Origin of the sequence: Coxiella endosymbiont of Ornithodoros amblus, assembly GCF_019425495.1 — a bacterium.
Lineage (GTDB): Bacteria > Pseudomonadota > Gammaproteobacteria > Coxiellales > Coxiellaceae > Coxiella.
Genome location: NZ_VFIV01000020.1, coordinates 1 through 22,815 on the forward strand (window position 1 = coordinate 1; position 22,815 = coordinate 22,815).

Sequence of the window (22,815 nt, forward strand, 5' to 3'; positions counted from 1 at the left end):
CAACCCAATAAACGCCGACAACTGCCGGGAACAGGTGAAATTGATGAATGTCCCTCCCCCCGTTCGCACAAACCGGCAGCGCCATTAAATACCCCCGGATGCGGCGTACCCGTTGACAATCCTCATGGTGAATAAAAATTATGCCGACCCTTAACAACCGGGATCCTATTTTCTGCCTCTTTCGATCTTAGACGTCAAAAAGAGGAACTCGAATTAGAAGAGCAAGCATTAAAATTATCTTGCAACTGGAAAAGATTGGAATAGAATTGGTACTTTTTGCAATAACAGGTTTCTGTTCTTTTTGGATCGAGTATTCTATTTCCCATTCCCCAGAAGATTCTGATAGGGGAACAATCTCAATTTCTCTCTTTTTTACGCTATTTTTTCTATAATAGCAATGATTTATGTAAATTGTTGCGTGCAATTTTCTGTCTAACCATCTCGGATCTTGAAACGAAAGTAATCTTTCTTACTTTGAGTCAATTTGAACAGCGATATTCACGAGAGTATGAAGCCCTGTGAGCTGTTTAAATGATTAACAAGAAAATCCTCAGACTCTTGCAGAAGTAAAGACAAACATTACAAACTCCGAATGAAAGAATACGTCAATTAGAGGTTGACTTTTCAAAAAACGAGGCGCAACCTTTTGGGAAATGTTGAATCAAATAATTCTATAAAATTCAATAGCAACTTCCTTTTTAAAATTTTAAAAATTTACGGTTAAATTTGACGCTATGAAACAACAAACTTCTTCTTATGGGACATGGCGATCGCCGATTAGTGCTGAAATGGCAGCGGCTTCATCGCGGGTTTTAATGGACGTCGAGTTTTACGATGGTTCCATTTATTGGTTAGAACGTCGGCCTGAAGAAAGCGGGCGTCAGGTCGTGTTGCGTCTTTCATTGGCGGGTGATATTCAGGCTGTGACGCCGGGCGGGGTCAATGTGCGAACGCGGGTTCATGAGTATGGAGGTGGGGATTATCGGGTGCATCGAAAGATGATTTTTTTTGCCAATGACGCAGATCAACGTTGGTATCGTTGTACTCCAGGAGAGAATCCAGAACCGTTAACACCAGAGCCATCCCAGCTTCGAGGGTTGCGGTATGCGGATGCGGTAATAACACCGGACGAGGAATGGCTGATTGCCGTGCGAGAATCGCATGGAAAAATCGTTGATAATGAATTGGTGGCAATCCCAACCGACGCAAGCCAACGTGTTAAAGTTTTAGCGCAAGGTTACCATTTTTATGCTGCACCGCGCCTTAATCCCAGCGGAACTAAAATAGCATGGTTTTGTTGGAATCAGCCGCAAATGCCGTGGGATGGTACCGAGCTTTGGATGGCGGATCTCACGACCACGCTTGAATTAACTAACGCGCATAAAATTTTGGGGGGAGTGGGAGAGTTTGTTTCTCAGCCGCAGTTTAGCCCCGAAGGGACGCTTTATTTTCTCTCCGATAGCAGTGGTTTTGGAAATATTTATTGTTATGAAGACGGCAAAGTAAAATCGATATGCCCTTTAAATGCCGAGTGTGATTCTCCGCCATGGGTGTTTAAGCTCAAAACCTATGATTTTCTGGATAAGAATCGCTTGACAGCTATTGTCAATCATAAGGGAAAACAAACGTTGGGTGTGATAGAAGACGGTCGCTATACGGCCTTTGATTTGCCGTTTACTTCTTTTGTGCCGACCTTAGCGGTACAACATGATCAGGTTATTTTTATTGGTGCGGCTCTTGATCGATTTCCCGCTGTCATTTGTTATGATATTAAAAATAAACGCACGAAAATTTTATATGAAAGCGCCCCGTTAACCATCGATAAAAAATATCTCTCATACCCTGAGGCGATTGAGTTTCCAACAGATGAGGGGAAAACTGCCTACGGTTTTTATTATCCGCCATGCAACGGAGATTATCAGCCGCCAGAAAACGAAAAACCGCCATTAATTGTTATTAGTCATGGCGGTCCTACCTCGTCAACTTCAAGTGCGCTTAATTTGAAAAATCAATTTTGGACAAGCCGCGGATTTGCGGTGTTAGACGTTAATTATGGTGGAAGTACGGGTTACGGAAAAGCTTATCGCGAGCGCTTAAAAGGACAGTGGGGAGTGGTGGACGTTGCTGATTGTGTTAATGGCGCTAAATATTTAGTGAAAATAGGAAAAGCAGATTCCAAACGTTTGATCATTCGCGGCGGGAGCGCGGGTGGATTTACTGTTTTTTCTGCGTTGATTTTTTACGATGTTTTTTCAGCAGGGTCAAGTTACTTTGGGGTGTCGGATTTAGAAAGTTTTGCAAGTGATACTCATAAATTTGAATCCCATTATTTAGAAACTCTTGTAGGCAAATATCCTGAACAAAAGTCGCTTTACGATGCGCGTTCACCGATTAATCATGCCGACCGTTTGTCGTCTCCAATTATTTTTTTGCAGGGGTTGGAAGATAAAGTTGTTCTGCCGGCGCAGGCGGAAGTTATGATTGCTAAAATGAAGGAAAGAGGTTTACGTTATTCTTATATTGTTTTTGAACATGAGCAACATGGTTTTCGTAATGCTAAAAATATTAAAACTGCGCTTGAATCAGAATTATATTTCTTTGGGAAGCTTTTTAATTTTGAGCCATCGGAATCTTTTCCGGCCGTGAAAATTTTTAATTGAGAAATTAGCACAAATGGAAAGATGCTTTATCAAAAAGGATTGAAAAAAATTAATAAAGTCTAATCCGTCGTTCCCGTGCGTGGGCCGTCTACTGACAGACAAAGAATCGAGGGCTTTCACAGCCGAAGTCACGGGAGTCCCGGCTAAAAGGCTAAGAAAAGCACCATCGGTGTTTTTCTTAGCCCCTAGTCTTTTAGGTCTCCTCCTGACTCCGCCGTGAAGGTTTTGTATGCTTCAATAATACAGCAGATGCCCCGCGGAGGGCGACGGGGTTTAAGTTTTTCACGCTTCACCACGGGTGGGTAATGATAGAGGCCCCTTGTATCAAGGAGCTTTGAAAGGAACAAGGCGAAAGAGAAGCATCAACTTTACAGTCATTAGGGGTTTATGCTTAAGTTGATGGCTAGGTGCGCAGGCGGGGGAATATTCAAGATTTAGATTTAATTACTCTCTTATCGTTTAATTTGAGATTTTTTTGATATTGATCCCAAAAATGTCCGGATTTTCCAGGTAAACATAATGATCGTATTGGTAATTAGTCAGATAATGACCTAGGGGCAGGGTGAGTAAGTGATTGCAGGTGGTGTAAGGCATGCCCGACCGCTGGTTTTGCAGTACATTGATAGTGGCTTTGCCAATTTTGGTAATAATAATAGCCGTCTTGGTAAGCTTCTGTGGCATGTAAAAATAAAGTTTCAACACAACCCCTTTTTTTACTACAAATTTGGGGGTGTGACGCTGCAAACTTTATTTCCAGCTTTGTTTTTGCCGCAAGTGATTTTTTTTAAAATAGTGCTTCCGTAAGAAAAGCGATCTCGATACAAAAGTCCAAAGTGAGACACATTCAGTTCTGATCCAATGACTTCTTTGATATTTTTCTCGTTTATTCTCCATTGTTTTACGTTTCGGACAATTTCAATGACCGAGGGTGTTGGAATTTGATTAATTAATTTGAGATTGGGTTGATAGTGCACGGTGCCTTTTGAGTCAACGCTTTTTTTGACAAACGTTTCTTTTGGAACATAAGCAATCGTGACTATTTCTAGCGAAAAAGTATGAAAGGGAGTGGAGTATTTATTTTTAAATCGATGATACATGGCGGCAAGTCCATCGGCATTCCGAATAATGCGTACATTTTCTCCAATGGGATTTGGTTTTACTTGATAACCGAACCATTTTTGTCGATTGATAAGGGCGCTAGTTTTTCGAGCGTACGGTAAAAAATGCCCTTGTTGGTGACATCCTTTAGCAAGCCACTCGCTTGATTGACGGGGGTTAAAATGCTGCTTATAAAATTATGCGATTGTAATAGCGAATGCTATTGGGGTATGTGCCGCATCGAATTGATCCGTACGGTAGAGGGGATCTTGCTGGATATGAGTACAGCCGCGTTTGGTGAGGGTACACCACACTCCTTCACCTTCAGCCCCTTTCGCATTCAACGTCTTGGATGTATAACCAAGCACCAGAACGTCGTCGCCCGGAACCTTTTCAGAGGAAGCACGCCAAGCCGTGATAAGCAGCGTAATAGTAATAAGCAATAACAAAGAGAACAATTTTTCATAGGATTGTCAAAAATTATACCCTGCTCACACCTCCCAAAAAGCTGCAACTAATCCCTCCCCTCTCGGAAGGGTGGGCTTGGAGGTTAAATGCTAATTTTTGACTCTTGTGTTCAAAATTTGTAAAATCTCTACCGAGTAAAAGAGAGAAAATCTGTCTCTCGTCGCGAGCGTGAGTCCAAAGTAGAGTCCAACTATCACTATTTCTTTGAAGAGAAAAAACTCGAAGAAAAAAGTCCCCGTCAGAAGCTTCCTCAGGCTGGATGCTTCCAAGTAATCGCCTTATAGAAGAAATATGAGTGGTCCCAACACGACATCAAAGCCGAAACCGAGATAAAAGGTGCTTAGTTATCATTTTCCAGAGGAGGAAGTGAAGTTAGTTGAAGGAGGGGCTTGTTGACTGAAGCCATGTAAAAAGGCTTAGAAATGAAATCACCTTCCTGTTTAAGCTTTATTTCTGACAGTTATTGTTGAAAGCGATTTCAAACTTTTTCGTTCGTTGCTGACGCAACAAATGCTGGACATGGGAGGTTAATCACGTCCGGGAATGAAAAAGAAAATACAGAAGGGTGTCAAAAATTTAAAGCCGGCTTAGAAGATATTTTTTTCCTTAAATCGATTGGGTAACGGTGCTCTTAAAGCTTCTCGTGTATGCGATTTTGTGAAATCCATCAAAAGAGACCTAAAAACCTTAAACCACTGCGGTTCGGGTAAGAAAGAGGGAAGGTCATCGATAAACTGGCAAATAAAATTTATACTTTCTGGCGATTATCTGGAAGGATTAAAACAAGTGTTATAAAGATGGATAGAAGGGAGTCTGGAAAAGATCGGCTTCGATACAATCGATTAACAAATGTTTCTGGCGGCATGCAGCAACATTTAGCTGACGCGGGTTCTGTTTTGGTGATACAGCGACTCCCAATCCCGCTCCCGTTATTGGCTGGGAAAGACCACTTTCTACCCACTTTGTATTGCGAATCTTTCTAACAATAACCATCTCTTGGATTATATTCAACCTTTGTTTTTGTTCCTCTTTAGTAGGAAAATTGACCCTGTCAAAGCTTTTCAGGAAATGACTTATAACAAATTGTCTCATATTTATGGATGAGTATAATGAAAAGCCTTCAGCGGAAAAGAGGGACATAGAAATTATTGAAACGTAGCAAGCGCTTATGGAAAAATAGGCCCTATTAATATAACGCTGAAAATAAGTGAGGTCGCGACCGTTGATGATGCAACAGCAGCATTAACGCTAAAATTACTGCCGAAAGATTCAACCGGCAAGCCCTGTCTCGATTTATTCCGTAAGAGTAAGAAATTTCCAGAAGAAAAAGAAAACCCAGCGCAATTATTAGAAAACAAGCTGGATCGATATCTTAATAAATTTGATTTGGCCGAAAACGACGATAGCTTCCCTTCCACGTTAAGTGAACTTATTAATAAATACCCTGATAGCTTTGCGGTTCTCTATCAGTAGTTAACCAACCATTGCGAGAAGTTCAACAAATTTTTTGATGAGCGTGATTAAGAAGACCAAAGGTATCTAAGGCTTCTAAGGTGTTTTGAAGCGTTCTTTACTGTTCAAGGTTGGGGGGGATTTCGCCATTGGATTATTGCTCATGTATTATCTCATTATCCTATTTTACTGCTGTTCAATCCAAAGCGATAGTGAATTTAATTTCTGAGCACTTTGTATATCTGCGAACAGGATCTGTCTTGTTGGCTCTTGTACTGCCCAATGAAAATTTTTTCATTTGCCTAGTATTTTTAATTTTTCACACATACGGACATGCTGCTGATTTTTTCAATTCTTTCATTCGTAGAATTAACGGGAGGCTACGGACTGAGATCAGGGATTGTTTTTCTGGTTTTTTATAGATAAAGGTGCTGGAAGTCTTGCGAATACGACAACGCCATCTCTTTTAATCGCAACAGGAGCAATTAATCACCTGTGCGATATCTTAATCAGCGATTATACTTCGGAAGAAGGATACGACTTGGTTAAGTCTTTATCTACAGGCCAGGCTCCATTTTCAGTCGGAGGTTATGGGTTACGAACACCATTGATTATCTACTGGCTACAGTTAGCCCAGACTATATTAAAAAAATTATTGGTACTGTTTGGAGTATTGGGTGGCTTAGTTCAGTTGATTACTCTTTATTTTTATTGCTTATGCGGAGCTGACAGAGAATGTTGCCCCACACCTAAATTACTAACCCATTTCAGACAACTTCGTTATTTCAAGAGTTCGTTTCCCAATGTAGAACTTAAGAGCTTATTGAGTTATCATTTGCATCAAACAGGACTCGTTGGCAAAGTCAAAGTCCCTGCTTTGGCATGGCTGGTCGAAACTCCAATACTGCCATGGAATTAGAGGCGCTTTTCTATTCTATGGGTCACGAGAGCTTCTCAGTTATCGATATGATTTCCATATTTCTTAAAAAGAATTTGCTTGGTTTATGCTTATCGGAATGAGGGAGAACCTGATTATACGATAGCCGAAAGGAGGACCTGCTGCCCATTATTGATTATCATGTCAATCGTCGTTTTTAAAACAATTTTACACCCGTAACTGTTTGGGATTATCTGTCTGGATACTGCTATATTTGGATAATCACGTACTAGAATTTTTTAGTTATTTGGGTGTCGGAGCTTCGTGGGTAACACCTACGCTAGTTAATGAGTTGCAGAACCTCATTGTATATCAATTACTTGATCGAAGATCGAACAATCCCGTCCTTAATACTATAAGTCTATCCGCTTGCGATATTTGTGAAGACTCCGGAGGGGTTTAATTTCTTTTAAAGCGGGTATTAAATTGATTTCTAAAAAGCTCTTACATTCGGGCATACATTCAAAAAACGCTGCTCAGTAAAAAAGAAATAGCCTTAATTATACTCCTTGGTCCAGAAGCATTCTGCTGGCTCCTAAAGACTCAATGGGAGGATGGAAAAATATCATCCAAGAATTATTGAAAAATCTAGATGTGAAAAAATAATCCCCCAACAAATATTTTCATCCGAAGAAAAAGCTACAATCCTTAATTGGGAAGGCGAAAAGCAGATGAACGACCTGGCAGAAACGAAACACCTTATGATTTAAGATTCTTTGTTTCCCTGCTTGCGGGGGTTTAAAAATTCAATTTTGTAAAATTTCTATGTCCTTTTGGGAGCGCGTCTGTGGTCATCCTCTTTGCTGCTAGATTCAGTTGGTTTAAAGAATAACCCTAAAAAAAAGTTGACGAAGAAGAGCTGTTGACATGAATTCTTTTGGGTGAAGATTCTTCTTTTTTTCGGAAGAAATAACAGAACCCCCGAGAGGTGAAACAGGAGACGAAAATGGTATGGCGAGAATAGGCGCAATGATTTTGTTTGAACACGCATCCATTTTTGGTCTCTCCTGAAATCGCATCGTAAGTCTCACAATCTCTTTTAAATTTTTAATTTCTTTTCTTTAGTGAGTACCGAGTTTTCTTTTTTTAAACGCTGAAACTGTAAATTTTCGTGTGTATAGTGTACTTATCTCTTGATTATTTTAGTTAACTATTTGACTTTATTAATTTTTTTAAATTACTGATTTAAATTGATGACTTTTCCACTTAAGGCAGAAAAACGCTTCTGTTTTTCGGTGAGTTTCTGTCTTAATTTTTCCTTTTCTTTTTCAAGGCCTGTATTTTTTTCTTCGAGTCGCTGATAGCCATTGTTCAAGCACTTAGATTCTTTGTACACCTTACGTAGGAGGATGGTTATGGTTATGTTCTAAAAATGATTACCGAGATGTAAAGGGCCACCAGTTGACGTAGGACTTGTGTTCATAGGTGCAGGTCCAAAACCAATGCGAGCCTGATGAACTAGTAAACGGAACGGCGTAAAAATTGAGGCGTACGAGATACTGGAGGTGTTATAAGTGGGCGGAGAGAGGTTTCTGATGCTTACTTGCAAAAGGAATTGAAGACTGTTCACTTATTGGCCTGGAAAAAGCGGATGAAGAGGACAAAGGAGATGAAGATGGCGCGCTGAGTGCGGCTAGTGCTGCCGCTGCCGCCGTAAATTAAATTAAATTAATCTTAATAAAAATAACGCTACATATAATCGCGCCCCATTGTGCACAACGTTTGATAAGCGAATGATTTAAAAAAAGAATTTAATTAAAATTTTTGTTATTGAGCATTGTATTTTTTAAGATGAATTTATTTAAGGCCATGCAGGCGGAACCCCGGCGCGCTGAAAGCGCGCAGTGCATGTTTGCACTGGATGATGGGGGCTGCCTCAGAAAAGCCTTTAAAAATATGGGTTAAATCGAGTATACTGACGAAACGATCCAACTAGCGTAAATGGTTACTATGGAACAATTACCTGAGTTTATTGCACGCCATTGGCTTTTAGCGGCCGCTTTTATTATTGCTTTGATTGCTTTACTTGTCATCGAGATCCGAAATAAAGGGCTTAGTGGCAAATATCGGCTCACACTGCAACAAGCGGTTCGCTTAATTAATAATGAAAAAGCGATGATCGTCGATATTCGGGATGTGGACGCTTATAGAAAAGGGCACATCACGAATGCAATTAACATTCCTGGGACCGAATTAGACAAACACCTCCAACATCTGGAGCAATATAAACAGCAGCCAATCATTCTTGTATGCGCAATGGGTCAAAAGTCAGGGCTTCTCAGAAACAAGCTGCATAAAAATGGGTGTGAAAAAGTTTACCTCATGATCGGTGGTATGAATGCGTGGAACAGTGCTAACATGCCCGTAGTGAAATAGTCATATGGCGAAAATTGAAATTTACACCATTGCTCGTTGCCCCTATTGCGTGAGAGCGAAAGCGCTTCTAGATCGTAAGGGCCTTGATTACATGGAAATCCGCATTGATGAAGAGCCCGAAAAACGAGATGAAATGCTAAGCCGAAGTGAAGGATGGCGGACCGTGCCTCAAATATTCATCAACGGCCGAGGAATTGGCGGATTTGATGAATTATGGGAATTAGAACAAAGTAAAAAACTCGATGAATTATTAAAAACATAACGAGGAATTTTAATGGCTGAACAAAATCAACGAACAAATATGCCAGATAATGGGCCGGAATTCGCTATTCAGCGTTTGTATATTAAAGATTTATCTTTTGAGGCGCCGCGTAGCCCGCAGGTTTTCTTAGAAGAATGGCAGCCTGAATTAAATATGGATCTTGCCACCAAAGTGAATGATTTGGGAGAAGATAATCACGAGGTTGTTCTAACTGTAACTGTCACAGTTACCATGAAAGAGAGCCACATCTTTTTGGCCGAAGTTCAGCAAGGAGGAATTTTCACCATAAAAAACTTTCCTAAAGAGGAAATGCGACCGATGCTTGGCAGTTTTTGTCCGAATATTCTTTATCCGTACGCCCGCGAAGCGATCACCGATATGGTTGTCCGCGGTGGATTTCCGCAGCTTTATCTCACGCCAGTGAATTTTGATGCCTTGTTTGAACAGCATGAGCAATCAAAGGAAGAGAATAGTGGTACGGAAGATCGCGTGCATTAATAACGCCTCTTCCTAACTCTCTCCTACAAACTCCCTTTTCCCCTTAGGGGCTGGGGAGGGGAAAAGCATGGAACTCTTTAAACATCCTATTGTTATTCTTGGGGCCGGTTCGTGGGGAACCGCCCTCGCTTTACTATTAGCACGCAAAGGCCAGAAAGTCCGCTTATGGTCGTACGAAAGTGATCACGTTGATGAAATGCAAGTGGAGCGCGTGAATAATCGTTATTTGCCTAATTATCCTTTTCCTGAAACACTTAAAGTATATTGCGATTTGAAAGCCAGTCTCGAAGGAGCCATGGATATTTTAGTCGTGGTGCCTAGTTCTGCTTTTCATGAAGTTATTACCCGAATGAAATTGCTCATCGATGCCAAAACTCGCATTGCCTGGGGAACCAAAGGCTTGGCCAAAGGGAGTCGTTTATTGCACGAGGTGGTTGCAACGGAATTAGGTCAAGTGCCGATGGCAGTAATATCTGGCCCCAGTTTGGCCAGTGAAGTTGCTGCAAATCTTCCCGCTGCGGTGAGTTTAGCCAGCAATAACAGCCAGTTTTCAAAGGATTTAATCGAGCGGCTGCATGGCCAGCGTTTTCGCGTTTACAAAAACGATGACATGATCGGCGTTGAATTATGCGGGAGCGTGAAAAATATATTAGCCATTGCGACTGGAATCAGCGATGGCTTAAAATTAGGCTCCAATGCACGGGCTGCGTTAATCACTCGTGGGCTGATAGAAATGGGACGTTTGGTTTCCGTCTTTGGTGGCAAACAAGAAACCCTCATGGGTCTTGCTGGCCTAGGAGATCTTGTCCTCACTTGTACCGATAGTCAATCCCGCAACCGCCGTTTCGGCTTAGCTTTAGGCAAAGGCGTCGATAAAAAAGAAGCCCAACAGGCTATCGGCCAAGCGATCGAAGGTCTTTATAATACTCATCAAGTATATGCCCTTTCTCAAAAACACGCTATCGAAATGCCGCTCATCTTTCAAGTCCATCGTATCCTACACGAAGATTTAGACCCTCAACAGGCAGTCCAAGAATTGTTGGAGCGTTCGTCGAAGGCGGAGTGAATTTCATTGTAGCCCGTATACTAGCGCGGCAGAATATCGGGAAAAAATAAGAAATCCCGTATTCTGCCGCGCTAGTATACGGGCTACTTTTAATTTGAAAAACCCATTTGCCACCAGACTTCATACAGAATGATAGAAACAATATTAGCGAGATTGATACTGCGTTTTTCAGTTACCATCGGGATTCGAATTTGTTGAGAGTCAGGAAATTAAGTGCGAATTTCAGTGGGGTAAGCTGCGTGTTTCTGGGCCAAATAAAAAAAACATTGGAAGAACGATAATGCACATCAGAGGAAATCGTTTTACCCTTTGTGGTACAAGCCAAAAATGCAGTGCTTGGCAATGCGTTTTTAAACGCTTCAAGAGTAGATCATAGTGGATGATCGCCGCCCATTCATGATAATCCAAACCGGCCCGTTGCAAGCATTTTTCATCCAGCGAAAATTCGAGCGGATGAATTAAATGCAACGATACGCCAGCATTTCACATAAGCGAATAATATTTCCCATATTGGTCGGAATTTCGGATTTAAAAATGGCGTTGTGAAACATGCTCCTATCTTTAAGTCGAACCACTTACTTTTTGAACACTCCTCTAGCTGTGGTCTCCCAGAATTAGAGCTCCTACAGGCGCTTCATTAAATCTATGGTATACTCCTGCCATAAAACGAGCTGTCAAAAAAATTATCTTTATATAACCGGTGCTTCTATTGGGGATTGGGCGCGCCTTTGTTGTGTGCGCGACGTGAGAGCCGAGTGACGGAAGTGGTTACGGATTTAAAATGGCGATTTCAATCGGATATTTATTCTTTTCCGTTGAACGTCAATTGATTCCGCGGCTGTGGAAAAAATGCAAGAATTGCCGACTGAATGGCAACCGATCGATATTCTTATCAACAATGCCGGTTTGGCGTTAGGCTTGGAAAAGCTGCAAGAAGGGAGTATTGAAGATTGGAAAACCATGATTGATACCAATGTAAAAGGTGTGTTGTACATGAGCCGTCAAGTGTTGGGAACTATGCTGAAGCGAAACCAGGGGTATATAAATTAATATAATATCGGATCGATTTCCTCGTATCGAGTGTATTCGGGAGGCGTTTGTTTGTTTTGGTGGTGGCCAAAAGAAAGTGGAGGCGGTTTGTAAAGGATTTACGCCTTTAAAAGCTGAAGATATTGTTTAAGCTGTCTTATTTTTTGCGACGCGACCATTGCATGTCAATCTTCGTGAAATCAAAATTTACCCGATAGCTCAAACGGCTGCTCATTTGATAAATACAGGTAATTGAGACATGAAAATTATTAATATCGCCGCTTATAAATTTGTAACCATTTCAAATAAGAGTTTACCAAATTTGAAAAAGCGATTGTGGGAAAAAGCGCTCGAATGCAATTTAAAGGGAACTATTTTGTTAAGCACAGAAGGTGTTAATTTAATGATGGCGGGTCAACGTGAGGCTCTCGAAATTTATAAACAATTTTTAGTGGATAAAAATGAGTTTAAAGATTTGACGTATAAAAAAAGTTTTTCTTCGTTTTATCCTTTTAAAAAACTAGTTGTTCGTATCAAAAAAGAGATTATCACTATGCGCTGTGCGGATATTAATCCCGAAAAAAAAACGGCCCCGCATCTTTCAGCAGAAATATTGCACCGCTGGTATGAAGAAAAACAAGAAATGATAATCCTCGATACGCGCAATCGTTTTGAATTTGTCATGGGAACGTTTGCGAATGCGATAGACCTTAGTTTAACGTCGTTTAGTGATTTCCCGCAAGCCGTAGACAGATTACCCGAATCTTTCAAAGAAAAACCCGTTGTTACTTTTTGCACCGGTGGCATCCGTTGTGAAAAAGCATCGGCATTGATGTTAAAAAAAGGCTTTAAAAAAGTTTATCAACTCAATGGCGGTATCCTTAACTATTTTGAAAAATGCGGCGGGGAGTATTTTAAAGGCAAATGTTTTGTATTCGATGATCGGATTGCCTTAGAGGCAGGCTATAGCTAAGTCCAAATCGCCACAACACCCATCACTGCGATGCCAAACAAAGTAGCGATTATTTTTTCGTAGCGTTTAGTCGAATCGCGAGGCGCATGAAAATGATTGTGTCCGCCGTGCAATGTTCCGATATAAAGAAAACTACCCGCCGCAAAAGCGCTGAAAAGCCCGGTGATAATATCGGCAGCTTGTGTATGTAAAAAGGACTCGATAAAAGCTGCTAAAATAATTCCGAAAGGCGTAACGAAAGTAAAAGCCCATAAAATACTTTTCACCTGGACATCTTGTTTGAGGTTGCGATGCAGCCCCATCATTAAAGCAAAACTTTCGAATCCTTTGTGTGCTAGAATGGCGATCAATAAAATCGAAACCGTGCGCATTGTGTCAGAAATCCCTAAAGCGCCTCCAGCGATAAAGGCGTGGACCGATAGAATGGCTATCAACATCCAGGCGCTTGCCTTACAGGTGTGTTCGTTAGTCAATTTATGGCACTCCTTTTTCCGATGGATTATCGTACTCTCAAGGAAAAAAAATAAGGAAAATCCGCTCATTACCAAAAGAATAGTGAGAAGATAAGAAGTCAGTGTTGAAAACCAGGCTGGAAAACTTTCAATGGCATCGGGAAATAAATGAAACGCGGCTGCGCCTAAAAAAATGCCGTCGGCAAAAGCGTCGCCTAACGATAATAAATGTTGATAACGGTGAATAAAACGTAATGAAACAAGTCCCGTGATGACTGTAACGAGGGCAATAATGGCGGCAGTTAACCCTTTAAAAGCAAAAAGTGACACACGAACCCCTCTAGCGTAAGTGCAATTAAACTGCTACATTACCATAAACGTTCAACAACTGTATTTAACTTTGAAAATACGTCATTCCAGCAACAACGGGATGGCTTTGAGGTTGTTAACCGCGTATATAGTTTCGATAACAGGCCAGTCATGAACCTAGATTATTTAGATTTTGAAGAACCCATTGCGGAGCTTCAGGCAAAAATTGACGAACTTCGCCGGGTCGGAACCACCCAAGAAATCAATCTTACCGAAGAAGTGAATAAGTTAGAAGAAAAAAATGCACAATTGACGCGTCAAATCTTTTCTAATTTAACGGCTCAGCAAATCGTTCAATTAGCGCGCCACCCATTGCGCCCCTATACCTTGGATTACATTCAGCGTATTTTCATTGATTTCAATGAACTACACGGTGACCGACACTATTCTCGGGGGAGCGCTATCATTGGAGGGCTTGCGCGTTTAGATGACGAGCCCGTGATGGTGATCGGCCATCAAAAAGGTCGTACGACTCAAGAAAAAATTTATCGCAATTTCGGCATGGCGCGACCGGAAGGCTTTCGCAAAGCGTTGCGCCTGATGAAATTCGCTGAACGGTTTTCAATTCCGGTGATTACTTTAATTGATACGCCCGGCGCTTACCCTGGCATTGGTGCTGAAGAACGAAATCAAAGTGAAGCGATTGCGCGTAATCTTTTTGAAATGGTACAATTAAAAACCCCAATCATTTGTACCATCCTTGGAGAAGGATGCTCAGGGGGCGCGTTGGCGATTGGAGTGGGAGATCGAACCCTCATGTTGCAATATGCTTATTATTCAGTGATTTCCCCCGAAGGCTGCGCATCCATTTTATGGAAAAACGCTGAAAAAGCAGGGGAAGCAGCAGAGGCCCTGGGATTAACGGCTAACCGCTTACATGAACTTGGTTTAATCGATGAAATTATCAAAGAGCCTTTAGGAGGCGCGCACCGTGATACTGACGCCATGGCGGAAAAATTAAAGAAACATTTGCAGGTAAATTTAACGAATTTGCGAGCAAAATCAGCCAACAATCTTTTAGAAGAACGTTACCGTCGTTGGTTGAGCTATGGTAAGGATTAGGGCGCGTGTTTACACCGGAGAAATTGCTTAAGTTTATAACCACTCTGACCTCGAACTCTAATTTTTGCATCGCTTATAGCGGTGGAATAGATTCGCATGTGTTGGTTCATGCCATGTCTTATTTGTGCCAAGAACGTCCTTGGCAAATTCGCACTTTACATATCAATCACGGCCTTAATCCGAAGGCGAATGATTGGGAAAACCATTGCCAACAGGTTTGTAGACGTTTAAAAATTCCATTCCAATCCAAGCGAGTCACATTAAGCCTTCAGCCCGGCGATAGCATTGAAGCAGTGGCCAGAAAAGCGCGTTATACTATCTTCCAGCAAGCCCTCAGTGAGAACGAGACGCTATTAACCGCCCACACTGAAAATGATCAGGCGGAAACTTTTTTGTTACAATTACTACGAGGCGCAGGCGTAAAAGGGCTTGGCGCGATACCTGCTAAAAGAAAACTGGGAAAGGGAGAGTTGGTGCGCCCTTTATTAGCTATCACCCGCGACGATTTAAAAAAATACGCTGAAAAAAATAATTTGCATTGGGTTGAAGATGATACAAACCTGGAGTTACGCTTTAACCGCAATTATTTACGTCATAAAATGCTGCCCATTTTACGTCGCCGCTGGCCAGAAGTTTTTGCAGTTATTTCACGATCAGCCAATCATTGCGCCGAAGCGGCATTATTATTAGATCAATTAGCCGAAAGTGACCTGAAACCAATTCAGAAAGACAATGAATTGGAAATTCTGCCGCTTTTACAATTAACACCCGAACGCCAACGCAATGTCCTACGCCGTTGGATTTATCTTCATGGATTTCAACTTCCGCAAACAAAACAATTGGAGCAAATCCGAAACGACGTGTTATTAGCGGCTCATGATGCCAATCCAGTATTTTCTTACAATACGATTGAAATTCGTCGTCATGGAGGGAAACTTTATTTATCAAGCGCTTTATCTCCACATAATCCCGCTCACCTTATTTCGTGGGATTTTAGCTGCTCTTTACCCCTTTCCGGTGATTTAGGCACATTAATAGCAGAGAAGAAAAAGGGAGTGGGAATTAAAACGACGCTTGATACTTCGAAAATCACGGTGCGTTTTCGCAAAGGTGGCGAACAATGCCAACCCGCTGGACGCAAAGAAACTCACACCTTAAAAAAATTAATGCAAGAATGGGAAATCCTAGTATGGCAACGCGACCGCGTTCCTTTAATTTATTTAGACGATAAATTAATTGCTGTGGTGGGTTATTGTATTTGCGAAGGATTTGCGGCAAAGTGTGAGGAATGGGGGTTGAGTATTGAGGTTCAGCACCTAAAATAAAGTATAGTATACTATAGGATAGTATAGTTATTTTACCCAATTTAGTTAAAATATACTTTGTTCAATTTTAGTTTTCATCATCCCCACCTTCGCGGGAATGATAAATTCGAAATTAGTATTGCTGTCGCAATCATAGAATCGAAAGACGATTTATTGACTCTGTGGCTTGCGTCGATCAAAAGACAGGAAGGGCTTGTATGCCTGATAGGTTGAAGAATCGACTTCCCGCAGAAAGAAGCGTATAACATTAAGGTAATTCATGATTATTGCGTGGAATGTCCCTAATTTACTAGAACAAGTGAATGGCATGAAAATTAGTCTGCGCGGCGAAATTCAAACTGTAAACACTGCCAATCTGGAAATACAAAAAGTAGAACCCAGTTGGAAAACGCGCTTTAATTAAGCGTGATTACGGACCCTAGCATCGCCTATGCCTATATTTATTGATGATCGGTTTTATGGAATTTTTTTGAATTTATTAATCCTGGTTTTATTGTTAGCGTTGATTTTTTTATTAGCATTAGTTTTCATTGTTGCGCAAGTTTTCATGCCAAGTTTTGACATGTTGGGTATTGGCGGCGGTGTTGCATTTATTATTAGTTCTATTGTGCTAATGAGAACAGATACAATTGGCTTTGGAATTCCTATGTATTTAATTATCGCTGTTGCTATTGTCACCATAGCCTTTTTTTTACTAGTTTTAAGTATGGTGTTTCGTTCGCAGGCGCGACCGATTGTGAGTGCTCAAGAAGCGGTGATTGGAAAGCACGGTGTTGGTGTTGTCAATGTCAGCGATAAACGCATGTGGGTGTGTATCGGGCGAGCGTTGGCAATGTAAGTGACGTTCCCCTTCAAGATGGCGATGAAGTCTTCGTTGAATGACTCAAAGGATTATTTTGTGTGGTCAAACTCGTGGAGAAAAAATGATGATTCTTCTGATTGTAATAGTGGTATTTGTTTTACTGTTATTGTTTTCTGCTATCCATATTCTGAAAGAGTACGAGCGGGGTGTTATTTTCACTTTAGGTCGTTTTTGGAAAGTGAAGGGTCCCGGCTTAATCATCGTCGTGCCGATTATCCAACAAATTGTTCGCACGCATTTGCGAACGATTGTGATGGATGTGCCTAGTCAAGATGTTATTTCCCGCGATAATGTTTCCGTGCGGGTTAGCGCGGTTGTTTATTTTCGGGTGATTGATCCCGAGCACGCGATTATTCAGGTTGAGGATTATTACGAAGCAACGAGTCAATTGGCGCAAACCACATTGCGTTCCGTATTGGGTCAACATGAACTCGATGAAATGCTGGCCGAACGAGAGAAGTTAAACAAAGATATTCAAGAAATTTTAGATGCGGAAACAGACGCGTGGGGTATTAAAGTCGCCAACGTCGAAATTAAACATGTCGATTTGGAAGAAAGCATGGTTCGCGCCATCGCCCGCCAAGCTGAGGCTGAACGGGAACGACGGGCAAAAGTGATTAACGCAGAGGGCGAATTTCAAGCTGCCCAACGCTTAAAAGAAGCTGCTGAAATTCTGGCAAAACAGCCCCAGTCGTTACAATTGCGTTATATGCAAACCTTAATGGATCTAGCGAGCGACAAAACATCAACGATCGTATTTCCCATGCCAATTGATATTTTAAAAATTTTCGAAAAGAAAGTGAGTGATTAATATCGTATCTTCTTGCCACTGAAGGCTCATAAGTCAAGGTTTAAAAAGTTTTCATCCTTTCCAAAGTCTTTTCTAGCTTCTGATTAGAGCTCACTTTTGGAGTAATGGCGAACATCTCAATGTCGTGGGATCGGCCGTTATAGTAACGATAATTTTTCAGACTTCCTTCATGAGCAAATTCCGCTTTTTTAAGCATTGCAATAGACGCTGAATTTTCCTTAATTGTTTCTTCGCCTTGCTTTCCATTTGCAGATGCACAGTTCATCGGTTTGTAAAGCATTAAGAACGGCAAAACCTCTTGGGATTGCGGCCCGTTGAGATCGTTCAGCATTACAAAACGCACGTTTGGTTAGGATCAACGATAAAGGTGGCACGTTTCGCTACGCCTTCTTTTTCGTTCAAAATACCGAGGCATTCTGACAAGTCACGTCGGATGTTGAACAGCATGAGGACAGTAAGTGGCTCAGTTCTTTTTTCTCGCCACCAAGCTAAATTGACAAATTCGGAAAATTCGCCATTCAGTCGCCCAAATTCAGCAATTTTTGCCGGACATACAAAGGTAAACTCCTTAGGCCAGAAGAAGAGGACGAGTCATTTGTTCGGATAGCTTTTTTCGTTGATTTCGGTAAAGGCATTGTTAACATCATTGCTGATTATAGCCTTTAATGAAAATGAAGGAAATTGTTCGCCGATTTTTATCATGATTTTCTTCTATAAAAGTTGGAAGAAGAGTTGGGGGGGGTGAGGCTATTTGAGCGTAATAATAAACGCGTTTTAATTACAGCGATCGGCCAAGTTATTGAGGCCTAAGTCCGCGTTATTTTGCAAGAAGTCGAAAAATTAAAAGACTTAGCACAAAACGCGCGAGATCCTTTTGCGGGTGTTTTCCGCCTAGGCATCATCCCAACTCTCGGTCCTTATTTATTGCCTATTATCTTGGAGATTTTTAAAACACGACTGCCCAAATTAAACTTGGTCGTTTACGAAAACAAAACTGAAAACACTCTTCACGAACTTCAGCAGGGAGATTGGACGCTGTGATTTTGGCGCTCCCGGTTTCTGTCCCACATCTCGTGGTTCATGAATTATTCTGTGAACCATTTTACGTGGCTTTACCTAAGCATCATCCAATGACTAAAAAGAAAAGCGTCTGGAAGCGTGCAGCATGACCGCAGCGAAAACTGAAATGGGATTTAAAGCAAGCAGCCTTGAAACATTACGTCATTTAGTTACGGCGGGTGCTGGAATTACTCTGTTGCCCGCGCTTTCAGTAAATGCTGAGAAAAGTGAGTTAGCCATAAATTTTTTAATGTCACTATTCCTTCAAGATTCATCGAAATGCTTTGGCGTGATTTTGGCGCGAAAGGAATGTTGTGAGACAATAGCGAAGTTAATTAGTGCAGAAGTGAAAAAACATCCGAAAATAAAAACACACGCCATTAAAGGTAATGAAAAGAAAATTAGAGTAGCCTGTATGAAGCGAAGCGGAATACGAGGGATAATGCTATTAGATTCCGGTATTCCGCTTCATACAGGCTACGTTATAATTTATTTTTGAATAATTCGTTTACCTGTTGCGGATTGGCTTTGCCTTTGGTGGCTTTCATTACTTGACCGATAAAGAAGGCGATCAGTTTGTCCTTGCCGTTGCGGTATTGTTCAACTTGGGTAGGATTGTTTTCGATAATCTCGTCGATGATTTTTTCGAGTGCTTTAGTATCCGTAATTTGCTTGAGTCCATATCGTTCAATAATGGTGTCCGCATTACCTTCTCCACCCCACATAGCTTCAAATACTTGTTTTCCCATACTCCCGGATAAAGTGTTATCGGCGATACGGTGCAGAAGGCTCGCTAATTGTTCAGCGTTGATAGGGCTTTGGGTGATAGATAGATTATTTTTATTTAATGCTGCCGTCAAATCCCCATTAATCCAATTAGCGGCTAGCTTGGGTGGAATGGTCTTATCTATTTTTAAGATAGTTTCAAAATAATTGGCTATTTCGATTTGAGTAGTCAGTAATTTAACGTCATAGTTACTTAGTTGATAACCAGCTGCAAAGCGCTTGCGTTTTTTCCAAGGGAGTTCGGGTAATTGGTTTTTGATGGCTTCAACAAATTTGGGGCTAATTTCCACCGGTAGTAAATCTGGATCAGGAAAATAGCGATAATCATGCGCCTCCTCTTTCGTTCGCATTGAGCGTGTTTGGTCTTGGACGGCATCGTATAAACGAGTTTCTTGAATAATAGTCCCGCCGTTTTCGAGTATTTCTTTCTGACGGTTAATTTCAAATAAAATAGCGTGCTCCACAAAGCGAAATGAATTCACGTTTTTAATTTCAGCGCGCGTGCCGAATTTTTCTTCACCCTTTGGTCGCAAGGAAATATTAACATCGCAACGAAAAGCACCTTCTTGCATATTTGCATCGCTTATGCCGATATAACGAACCAGGGAATGCAATGCTTTCAAATAGGCGACGGCTTCTTGGGCTGAGCGGATGTCTGGCTCAGAAACGATTTCGAGAAGTGGTGTCCCCGCCCGATTGAAATCAATACCGGAATAGCCTTGCATTCCTTCGTGAAAAGATTTTCCGGTGTCTTCTTCTAAATGCGCGCGGGTAATGCTGATACGTTTGGTCGTTCCATCCTCATTTTCAATATCGAGGTGACCGTTTTGTACAATTGGGAAATTATATTGACTAATTTGATAGCCTTTTGGTAGATCCGGATAGAAATAATTTTTACGCGCAAAAATCGAGCAAGGGGGAATAGAAGCATCTACACTGAGACCGAAACAAACAGCTAGTTTTATGACTTCTTTATTTAATACGGGTAAAACGCCAGGTAAACCCAAATCAATGGCACAGGCTTGGGTATTCGGTTCGGCGCCGTAAACGGTGGCAGCGCCAGAAAAAATTTTCGATTGCGTTCGCAATTGAACATGCACTTCAAGTCCGATAACGGGTTCCCATTCCATTTTTCTACCTCAATTTGGGTGATTTTTGTGCCAATCAGTTTCTTGTTGATAGCGGTGTGTAATATTTAATAAACGGGCTTCTTCAAAATAATTCCCTATTAATTGCGCTCCGATCGGCAACTGATTCATAAACCCGGCGGGGAAAGCGATCGCGGGAAGCCCTGCTAAATTAACGGCAATGGTATAAACATCGGAAAGATACATAGCAACAGGATCTGCTATTTTTTCATTTAATTTAAAAGCGGTTGTGGGTGTCGCTGGGGTTAAGATCACATCCACCGTTTCAAACGCTTTTATAAAATCATCGCGAATTAATCGGCGAATTTTTTGGGCTTTCAAATAATAAGCGCCGTAGTAGCCGGCTGAAAGTACGTAGGTCCCGATCATAATTCGCCGTTTGACTTCCGAACCAAAGCCCTCAGTCCGTGATCGTTTGTAAAGTTCATCGAGATCAACGGGCTTGTCGCAACGATAACCATAGCGGAGGCCGTCATAACGCGCGAGATTGGATGAACATTCGGCTGGTGCTAATACGTAATAAACCGGGGCTGCAAAATCGGTGTAGGGTAACTGAATCTCAATAAATGTGGCACCCATTTTTTCCAGGATTTTTTTGACGGTTTCTATCGATTCAGCAATGGATGGATTTAACCCTTCATCAAAATATTCTTTAGGCAAACCGACTTTTAAGCCTTCTAACGAAGTGGTTAACGTTGCGGTGTAATCGGGAACGCTTTTATTAATACTAGTGGAATCTTTTGCATCGTGCCCGGCTAGGGCATTCAATAACAATGCAGCATCTTCAGCCGTTTTCGCCATCGGCCCAGCTTGGTCTAAGCTCGAAGCAAAAGCGATTATGCCATAACGAGAAACTCGGCCATAGGTGGGTTTTAATCCTGTAATACCGCATAACGCTGCGGGTTGACGAATAGAGCCGCCCGTATCTGTCCCCGTGGCCCCAGGTACAAGACGTGCTGCAACCGCCGCCGCTGAGCCGCCGGAAGACCCACCGGGAACGCGTTCCAGGCACCACGGATTTTTGACAGTGCCAAAGTAGCTGTTTTCGTTGGAAGAACCCATGGCGAATTCATCCATATTGGTTTTACCAATTAAAATGGCCCCTACTTTGTTTAGCTGTTCTACCACAGTGGCGTCGTAAGGGGCGATAAAATTATCCAGCATCTTTGACCCGCAACTGGTTTTGATGCCTTTGGTGCAGAAAATATCTTTTTGAGCGATGGGAATGCCAGTTAAAGAAGTAGCCTCACCTTTCGCTAAGCGCGCATCGGCGGCTTTTGCTTGTGTTAATCCGTATTCTTCCGTAATAGTAATAAAGCTGTTGAGTTTGGGATTGATTGTTTTAATTCGATCGAGAAAATGCTGGGTCAGTTCGACACTGGATATCGTTTTATCACGCAAATCCTGCTTTAATTCAGCAATTGTTTTTTGATGCATTTTTTATCCTTCATTGTCAATAACGACAGGAACCATATAAAGGCCGGCTTCAACTTGAGATGCGCTTTTTTGAAATAAGTCGCGCTGGTTGGATTCCGTCACGTGGTCCTCACGTAAGGGCTGCGTTTTATTGTAAGGGTGGGCGAGGGGTTCTACCGCGGACGTATCAACTTTATCCATTTTGATCACTAGATCAAAGGTTTTGTTGAGCGATTCCAGTAAGGTGTCGTTTTCATTTTTGGGAATAATAAGCTTGGATAAATTTGCGATTTTGTCAATATCTCGAGATTTCAATAAAGCCATCGTGCATCCTCCGATTTAAGTCGGACATTATATCTAATCTTTAAGATCGTGTCGTCAATTCTCACGAGGGGTTTTAATGCACTTTCATTTGCAATATCGATTGTACTAATATATATCCATCGCGGACTTTCCTTCAGTTTAAATTAAACTATTTAAATAGAAGAGCTAAAGTTATTATGGTACTTCGAAAGGATAATGCCGCGACCCTTAAGGTCAAGAAAGATGAGTCCATTTTTTTAAGGCACCTTAGGCGTGTGCCTAGAGCTCAACTTAAGGGGGCGAAGTAAAGAGGGAATATCAAGTGGTTGAAAAGATGTCCGTCGTTCCCGTGCGTGGGCCGTCTACTGACAGACAAAGAATCGAGGGCTTTCACAGCCGAAGT

The 22,815-nt window shown here is 41.6% G+C and carries 16 protein-coding genes and 9 pseudogenes; 14 read left to right on the top strand and 11 right to left on the bottom strand.

Annotated elements, in window-relative coordinates; genetic code table 11:
* Window positions 1-127 (bottom strand): annotated as a pseudogene (locus tag FIV31_RS08475) (IS110 family transposase); the annotation flags it as partial.
* 607 nt (window positions 128-734) lie between these two features.
* Between FIV31_RS08475 and FIV31_RS03870 the strand changes: the two are divergent.
* Complete coding sequence (locus FIV31_RS03870) at window positions 735-2,660, top strand: S9 family peptidase (RefSeq protein ID WP_280123882.1); 1,926 nt, start codon at window positions 735-737, stop codon at window positions 2,658-2,660.
* Between the two features lie 716 nt (window positions 2,661-3,376).
* Here FIV31_RS03870 and FIV31_RS03880 read toward each other — a convergent pair.
* Both FIV31_RS03880 and FIV31_RS03885 read right to left on the bottom strand, forming a co-directional pair.
* Window positions 3,377-3,757, bottom strand: coding sequence for a hypothetical protein (locus tag FIV31_RS03880; RefSeq protein ID WP_280123883.1), 381 nt, complete (start codon window positions 3,755-3,757; stop codon window positions 3,377-3,379).
* A gap of 198 nt (window positions 3,758-3,955) precedes the next feature.
* On the bottom strand, window positions 3,956-4,126 hold the full coding sequence (locus FIV31_RS03885; protein WP_280123884.1) for a hypothetical protein: 171 nt from the start codon (window positions 4,124-4,126) through the stop codon (window positions 3,956-3,958).
* 1,952 nt (window positions 4,127-6,078) lie between these two features.
* On the opposite strand from FIV31_RS03885, the gene FIV31_RS03890 reads away from it, so the two are divergent.
* Window positions 6,079-6,597 carry a hypothetical protein gene (locus FIV31_RS03890; protein WP_280123885.1) on the top strand — a complete coding sequence of 173 codons (519 nt, stop codon included), beginning with the start codon at window positions 6,079-6,081 and terminating at the stop codon, window positions 6,595-6,597.
* Between the two features lie 1,195 nt (window positions 6,598-7,792).
* Here FIV31_RS03890 and FIV31_RS03895 read toward each other — a convergent pair.
* A complete protein-coding gene (locus tag FIV31_RS03895; protein WP_280123886.1) occupies window positions 7,793-7,930 on the bottom strand; it encodes a hypothetical protein in 138 nt (45 codons plus the stop codon).
* A gap of 626 nt (window positions 7,931-8,556) precedes the next feature.
* On the opposite strand from FIV31_RS03895, the gene FIV31_RS03900 reads away from it, so the two are divergent.
* From FIV31_RS03900 to FIV31_RS03915, 4 genes are all read left to right on the top strand, one after another.
* A complete protein-coding gene (locus FIV31_RS03900) occupies window positions 8,557-8,991 on the top strand; it encodes a rhodanese-like domain-containing protein (protein ID WP_280123887.1) in 435 nt (144 codons plus the stop codon).
* Window positions 8,992-8,995: 4 nt separating this feature from the next.
* Window positions 8,996-9,253, top strand: coding sequence for a glutaredoxin 3 (gene grxC, locus FIV31_RS03905; protein WP_280123888.1), 258 nt, complete (start codon window positions 8,996-8,998; stop codon window positions 9,251-9,253).
* A 12-nt stretch (window positions 9,254-9,265) separates the two neighbouring features.
* Window positions 9,266-9,751, top strand: a complete 486-nt coding sequence (gene secB / locus FIV31_RS03910; protein ID WP_280123889.1) for a protein-export chaperone SecB — start codon at window positions 9,266-9,268, stop codon at window positions 9,749-9,751.
* 67 nt (window positions 9,752-9,818) lie between these two features.
* Window positions 9,819-10,817: an NAD(P)H-dependent glycerol-3-phosphate dehydrogenase gene (locus tag FIV31_RS03915; protein ID WP_280123890.1), complete on the top strand. Its 999-nt coding sequence runs from the start codon at window positions 9,819-9,821 to the stop codon at window positions 10,815-10,817.
* A gap of 89 nt (window positions 10,818-10,906) precedes the next feature.
* Here the strand turns inward: FIV31_RS03915 and FIV31_RS03920 are convergent.
* Window positions 10,907-11,368, bottom strand: a pseudogene (locus FIV31_RS03920) (tRNA (cytidine(34)-2'-O)-methyltransferase).
* Between the two features lie 177 nt (window positions 11,369-11,545).
* Here FIV31_RS03920 and FIV31_RS03925 point away from each other — a divergent pair.
* A pseudogene (locus tag FIV31_RS03925) lies at window positions 11,546-12,102 on the top strand (SDR family NAD(P)-dependent oxidoreductase); the annotation flags it as partial.
* A 3-nt stretch (window positions 12,103-12,105) separates the two neighbouring features.
* Window positions 12,106-12,819: an oxygen-dependent tRNA uridine(34) hydroxylase TrhO gene (gene trhO / locus FIV31_RS03930; protein WP_280123891.1), complete on the top strand. Its 714-nt coding sequence runs from the start codon at window positions 12,106-12,108 to the stop codon at window positions 12,817-12,819.
* Here the strand turns inward: trhO and FIV31_RS03935 are convergent.
* Window positions 12,816-13,601: a ZIP family metal transporter gene (locus FIV31_RS03935; protein WP_280123892.1), complete on the bottom strand. Its 786-nt coding sequence runs from the start codon at window positions 13,599-13,601 to the stop codon at window positions 12,816-12,818. The two genes, trhO and FIV31_RS03935, sit on opposite strands and share 4 nt — an antisense overlap.
* Window positions 13,602-13,751: 150 nt before the next feature.
* On the opposite strand from FIV31_RS03935, the gene FIV31_RS03940 reads away from it, so the two are divergent.
* From FIV31_RS03940 to FIV31_RS03955, 5 genes and pseudogenes are all read left to right on the top strand, one after another.
* Window positions 13,752-14,702 (top strand): acetyl-CoA carboxylase carboxyltransferase subunit alpha, encoded by a 951-nt coding sequence (locus FIV31_RS03940; RefSeq protein WP_280123893.1) that lies wholly within the window; start codon window positions 13,752-13,754, stop codon window positions 14,700-14,702.
* Window positions 14,703-14,707: 5 nt separating this feature from the next.
* Window positions 14,708-16,027: a tRNA lysidine(34) synthetase TilS gene (tilS, locus tag FIV31_RS03945; RefSeq protein WP_280123894.1), complete on the top strand. Its 1,320-nt coding sequence runs from the start codon at window positions 14,708-14,710 to the stop codon at window positions 16,025-16,027.
* A 158-nt stretch (window positions 16,028-16,185) separates the two neighbouring features.
* Window positions 16,186-16,272: pseudogene (locus tag FIV31_RS08480) on the top strand (acyl-CoA thioesterase); the annotation flags it as partial.
* A pseudogene (locus tag FIV31_RS03950) lies at window positions 16,259-16,909 on the top strand (NfeD family protein); the annotation flags it as partial. The pseudogenes FIV31_RS08480 and FIV31_RS03950, both read left to right, overlap by 14 nt.
* Before the next feature lie 41 nt (window positions 16,910-16,950).
* Entirely contained in the window at window positions 16,951-17,700 is a 750-nt protein-coding gene (locus FIV31_RS03955; RefSeq protein WP_280123895.1) for a slipin family protein, read from the top strand.
* 26 nt (window positions 17,701-17,726) lie between these two features.
* Here the strand turns inward: FIV31_RS03955 and FIV31_RS03960 are convergent.
* Both FIV31_RS03960 and FIV31_RS03965 read right to left on the bottom strand, forming a co-directional pair.
* Window positions 17,727-17,926: pseudogene (locus FIV31_RS03960) on the bottom strand (GNAT family N-acetyltransferase); the annotation flags it as partial.
* Window positions 17,921-18,402, bottom strand: a pseudogene (locus FIV31_RS03965) (redoxin domain-containing protein); the annotation flags it as partial. The pseudogenes FIV31_RS03965 and FIV31_RS03960, both read right to left, overlap by 6 nt.
* A gap of 15 nt (window positions 18,403-18,417) precedes the next feature.
* Between FIV31_RS03965 and FIV31_RS03970 the strand changes: the two are divergent.
* A pseudogene (locus FIV31_RS03970) lies at window positions 18,418-19,169 on the top strand (hydrogen peroxide-inducible genes activator); the annotation flags it as partial.
* Window positions 19,170-19,241: 72 nt separating this feature from the next.
* On the opposite strand, the gene gatB reads toward FIV31_RS03970, so the two are convergent.
* From gatB to gatC, 3 genes and pseudogenes are all read right to left on the bottom strand, one after another.
* Window positions 19,242-20,675 carry an Asp-tRNA(Asn)/Glu-tRNA(Gln) amidotransferase subunit GatB gene (gene gatB / locus FIV31_RS03975; protein WP_280123896.1) on the bottom strand — a complete coding sequence of 478 codons (1,434 nt, stop codon included), beginning with the start codon at window positions 20,673-20,675 and terminating at the stop codon, window positions 19,242-19,244.
* A 4-nt stretch (window positions 20,676-20,679) separates the two neighbouring features.
* Window positions 20,680-22,130: pseudogene (gene gatA / locus FIV31_RS03980) on the bottom strand (Asp-tRNA(Asn)/Glu-tRNA(Gln) amidotransferase subunit GatA).
* Window positions 22,131-22,133: 3 nt separating this feature from the next.
* A complete protein-coding gene (gatC, locus tag FIV31_RS03985) occupies window positions 22,134-22,433 on the bottom strand; it encodes an Asp-tRNA(Asn)/Glu-tRNA(Gln) amidotransferase subunit GatC (protein ID WP_280123898.1) in 300 nt (99 codons plus the stop codon).
* Window positions 22,434-22,815: the final 382 nt, after the last annotated feature.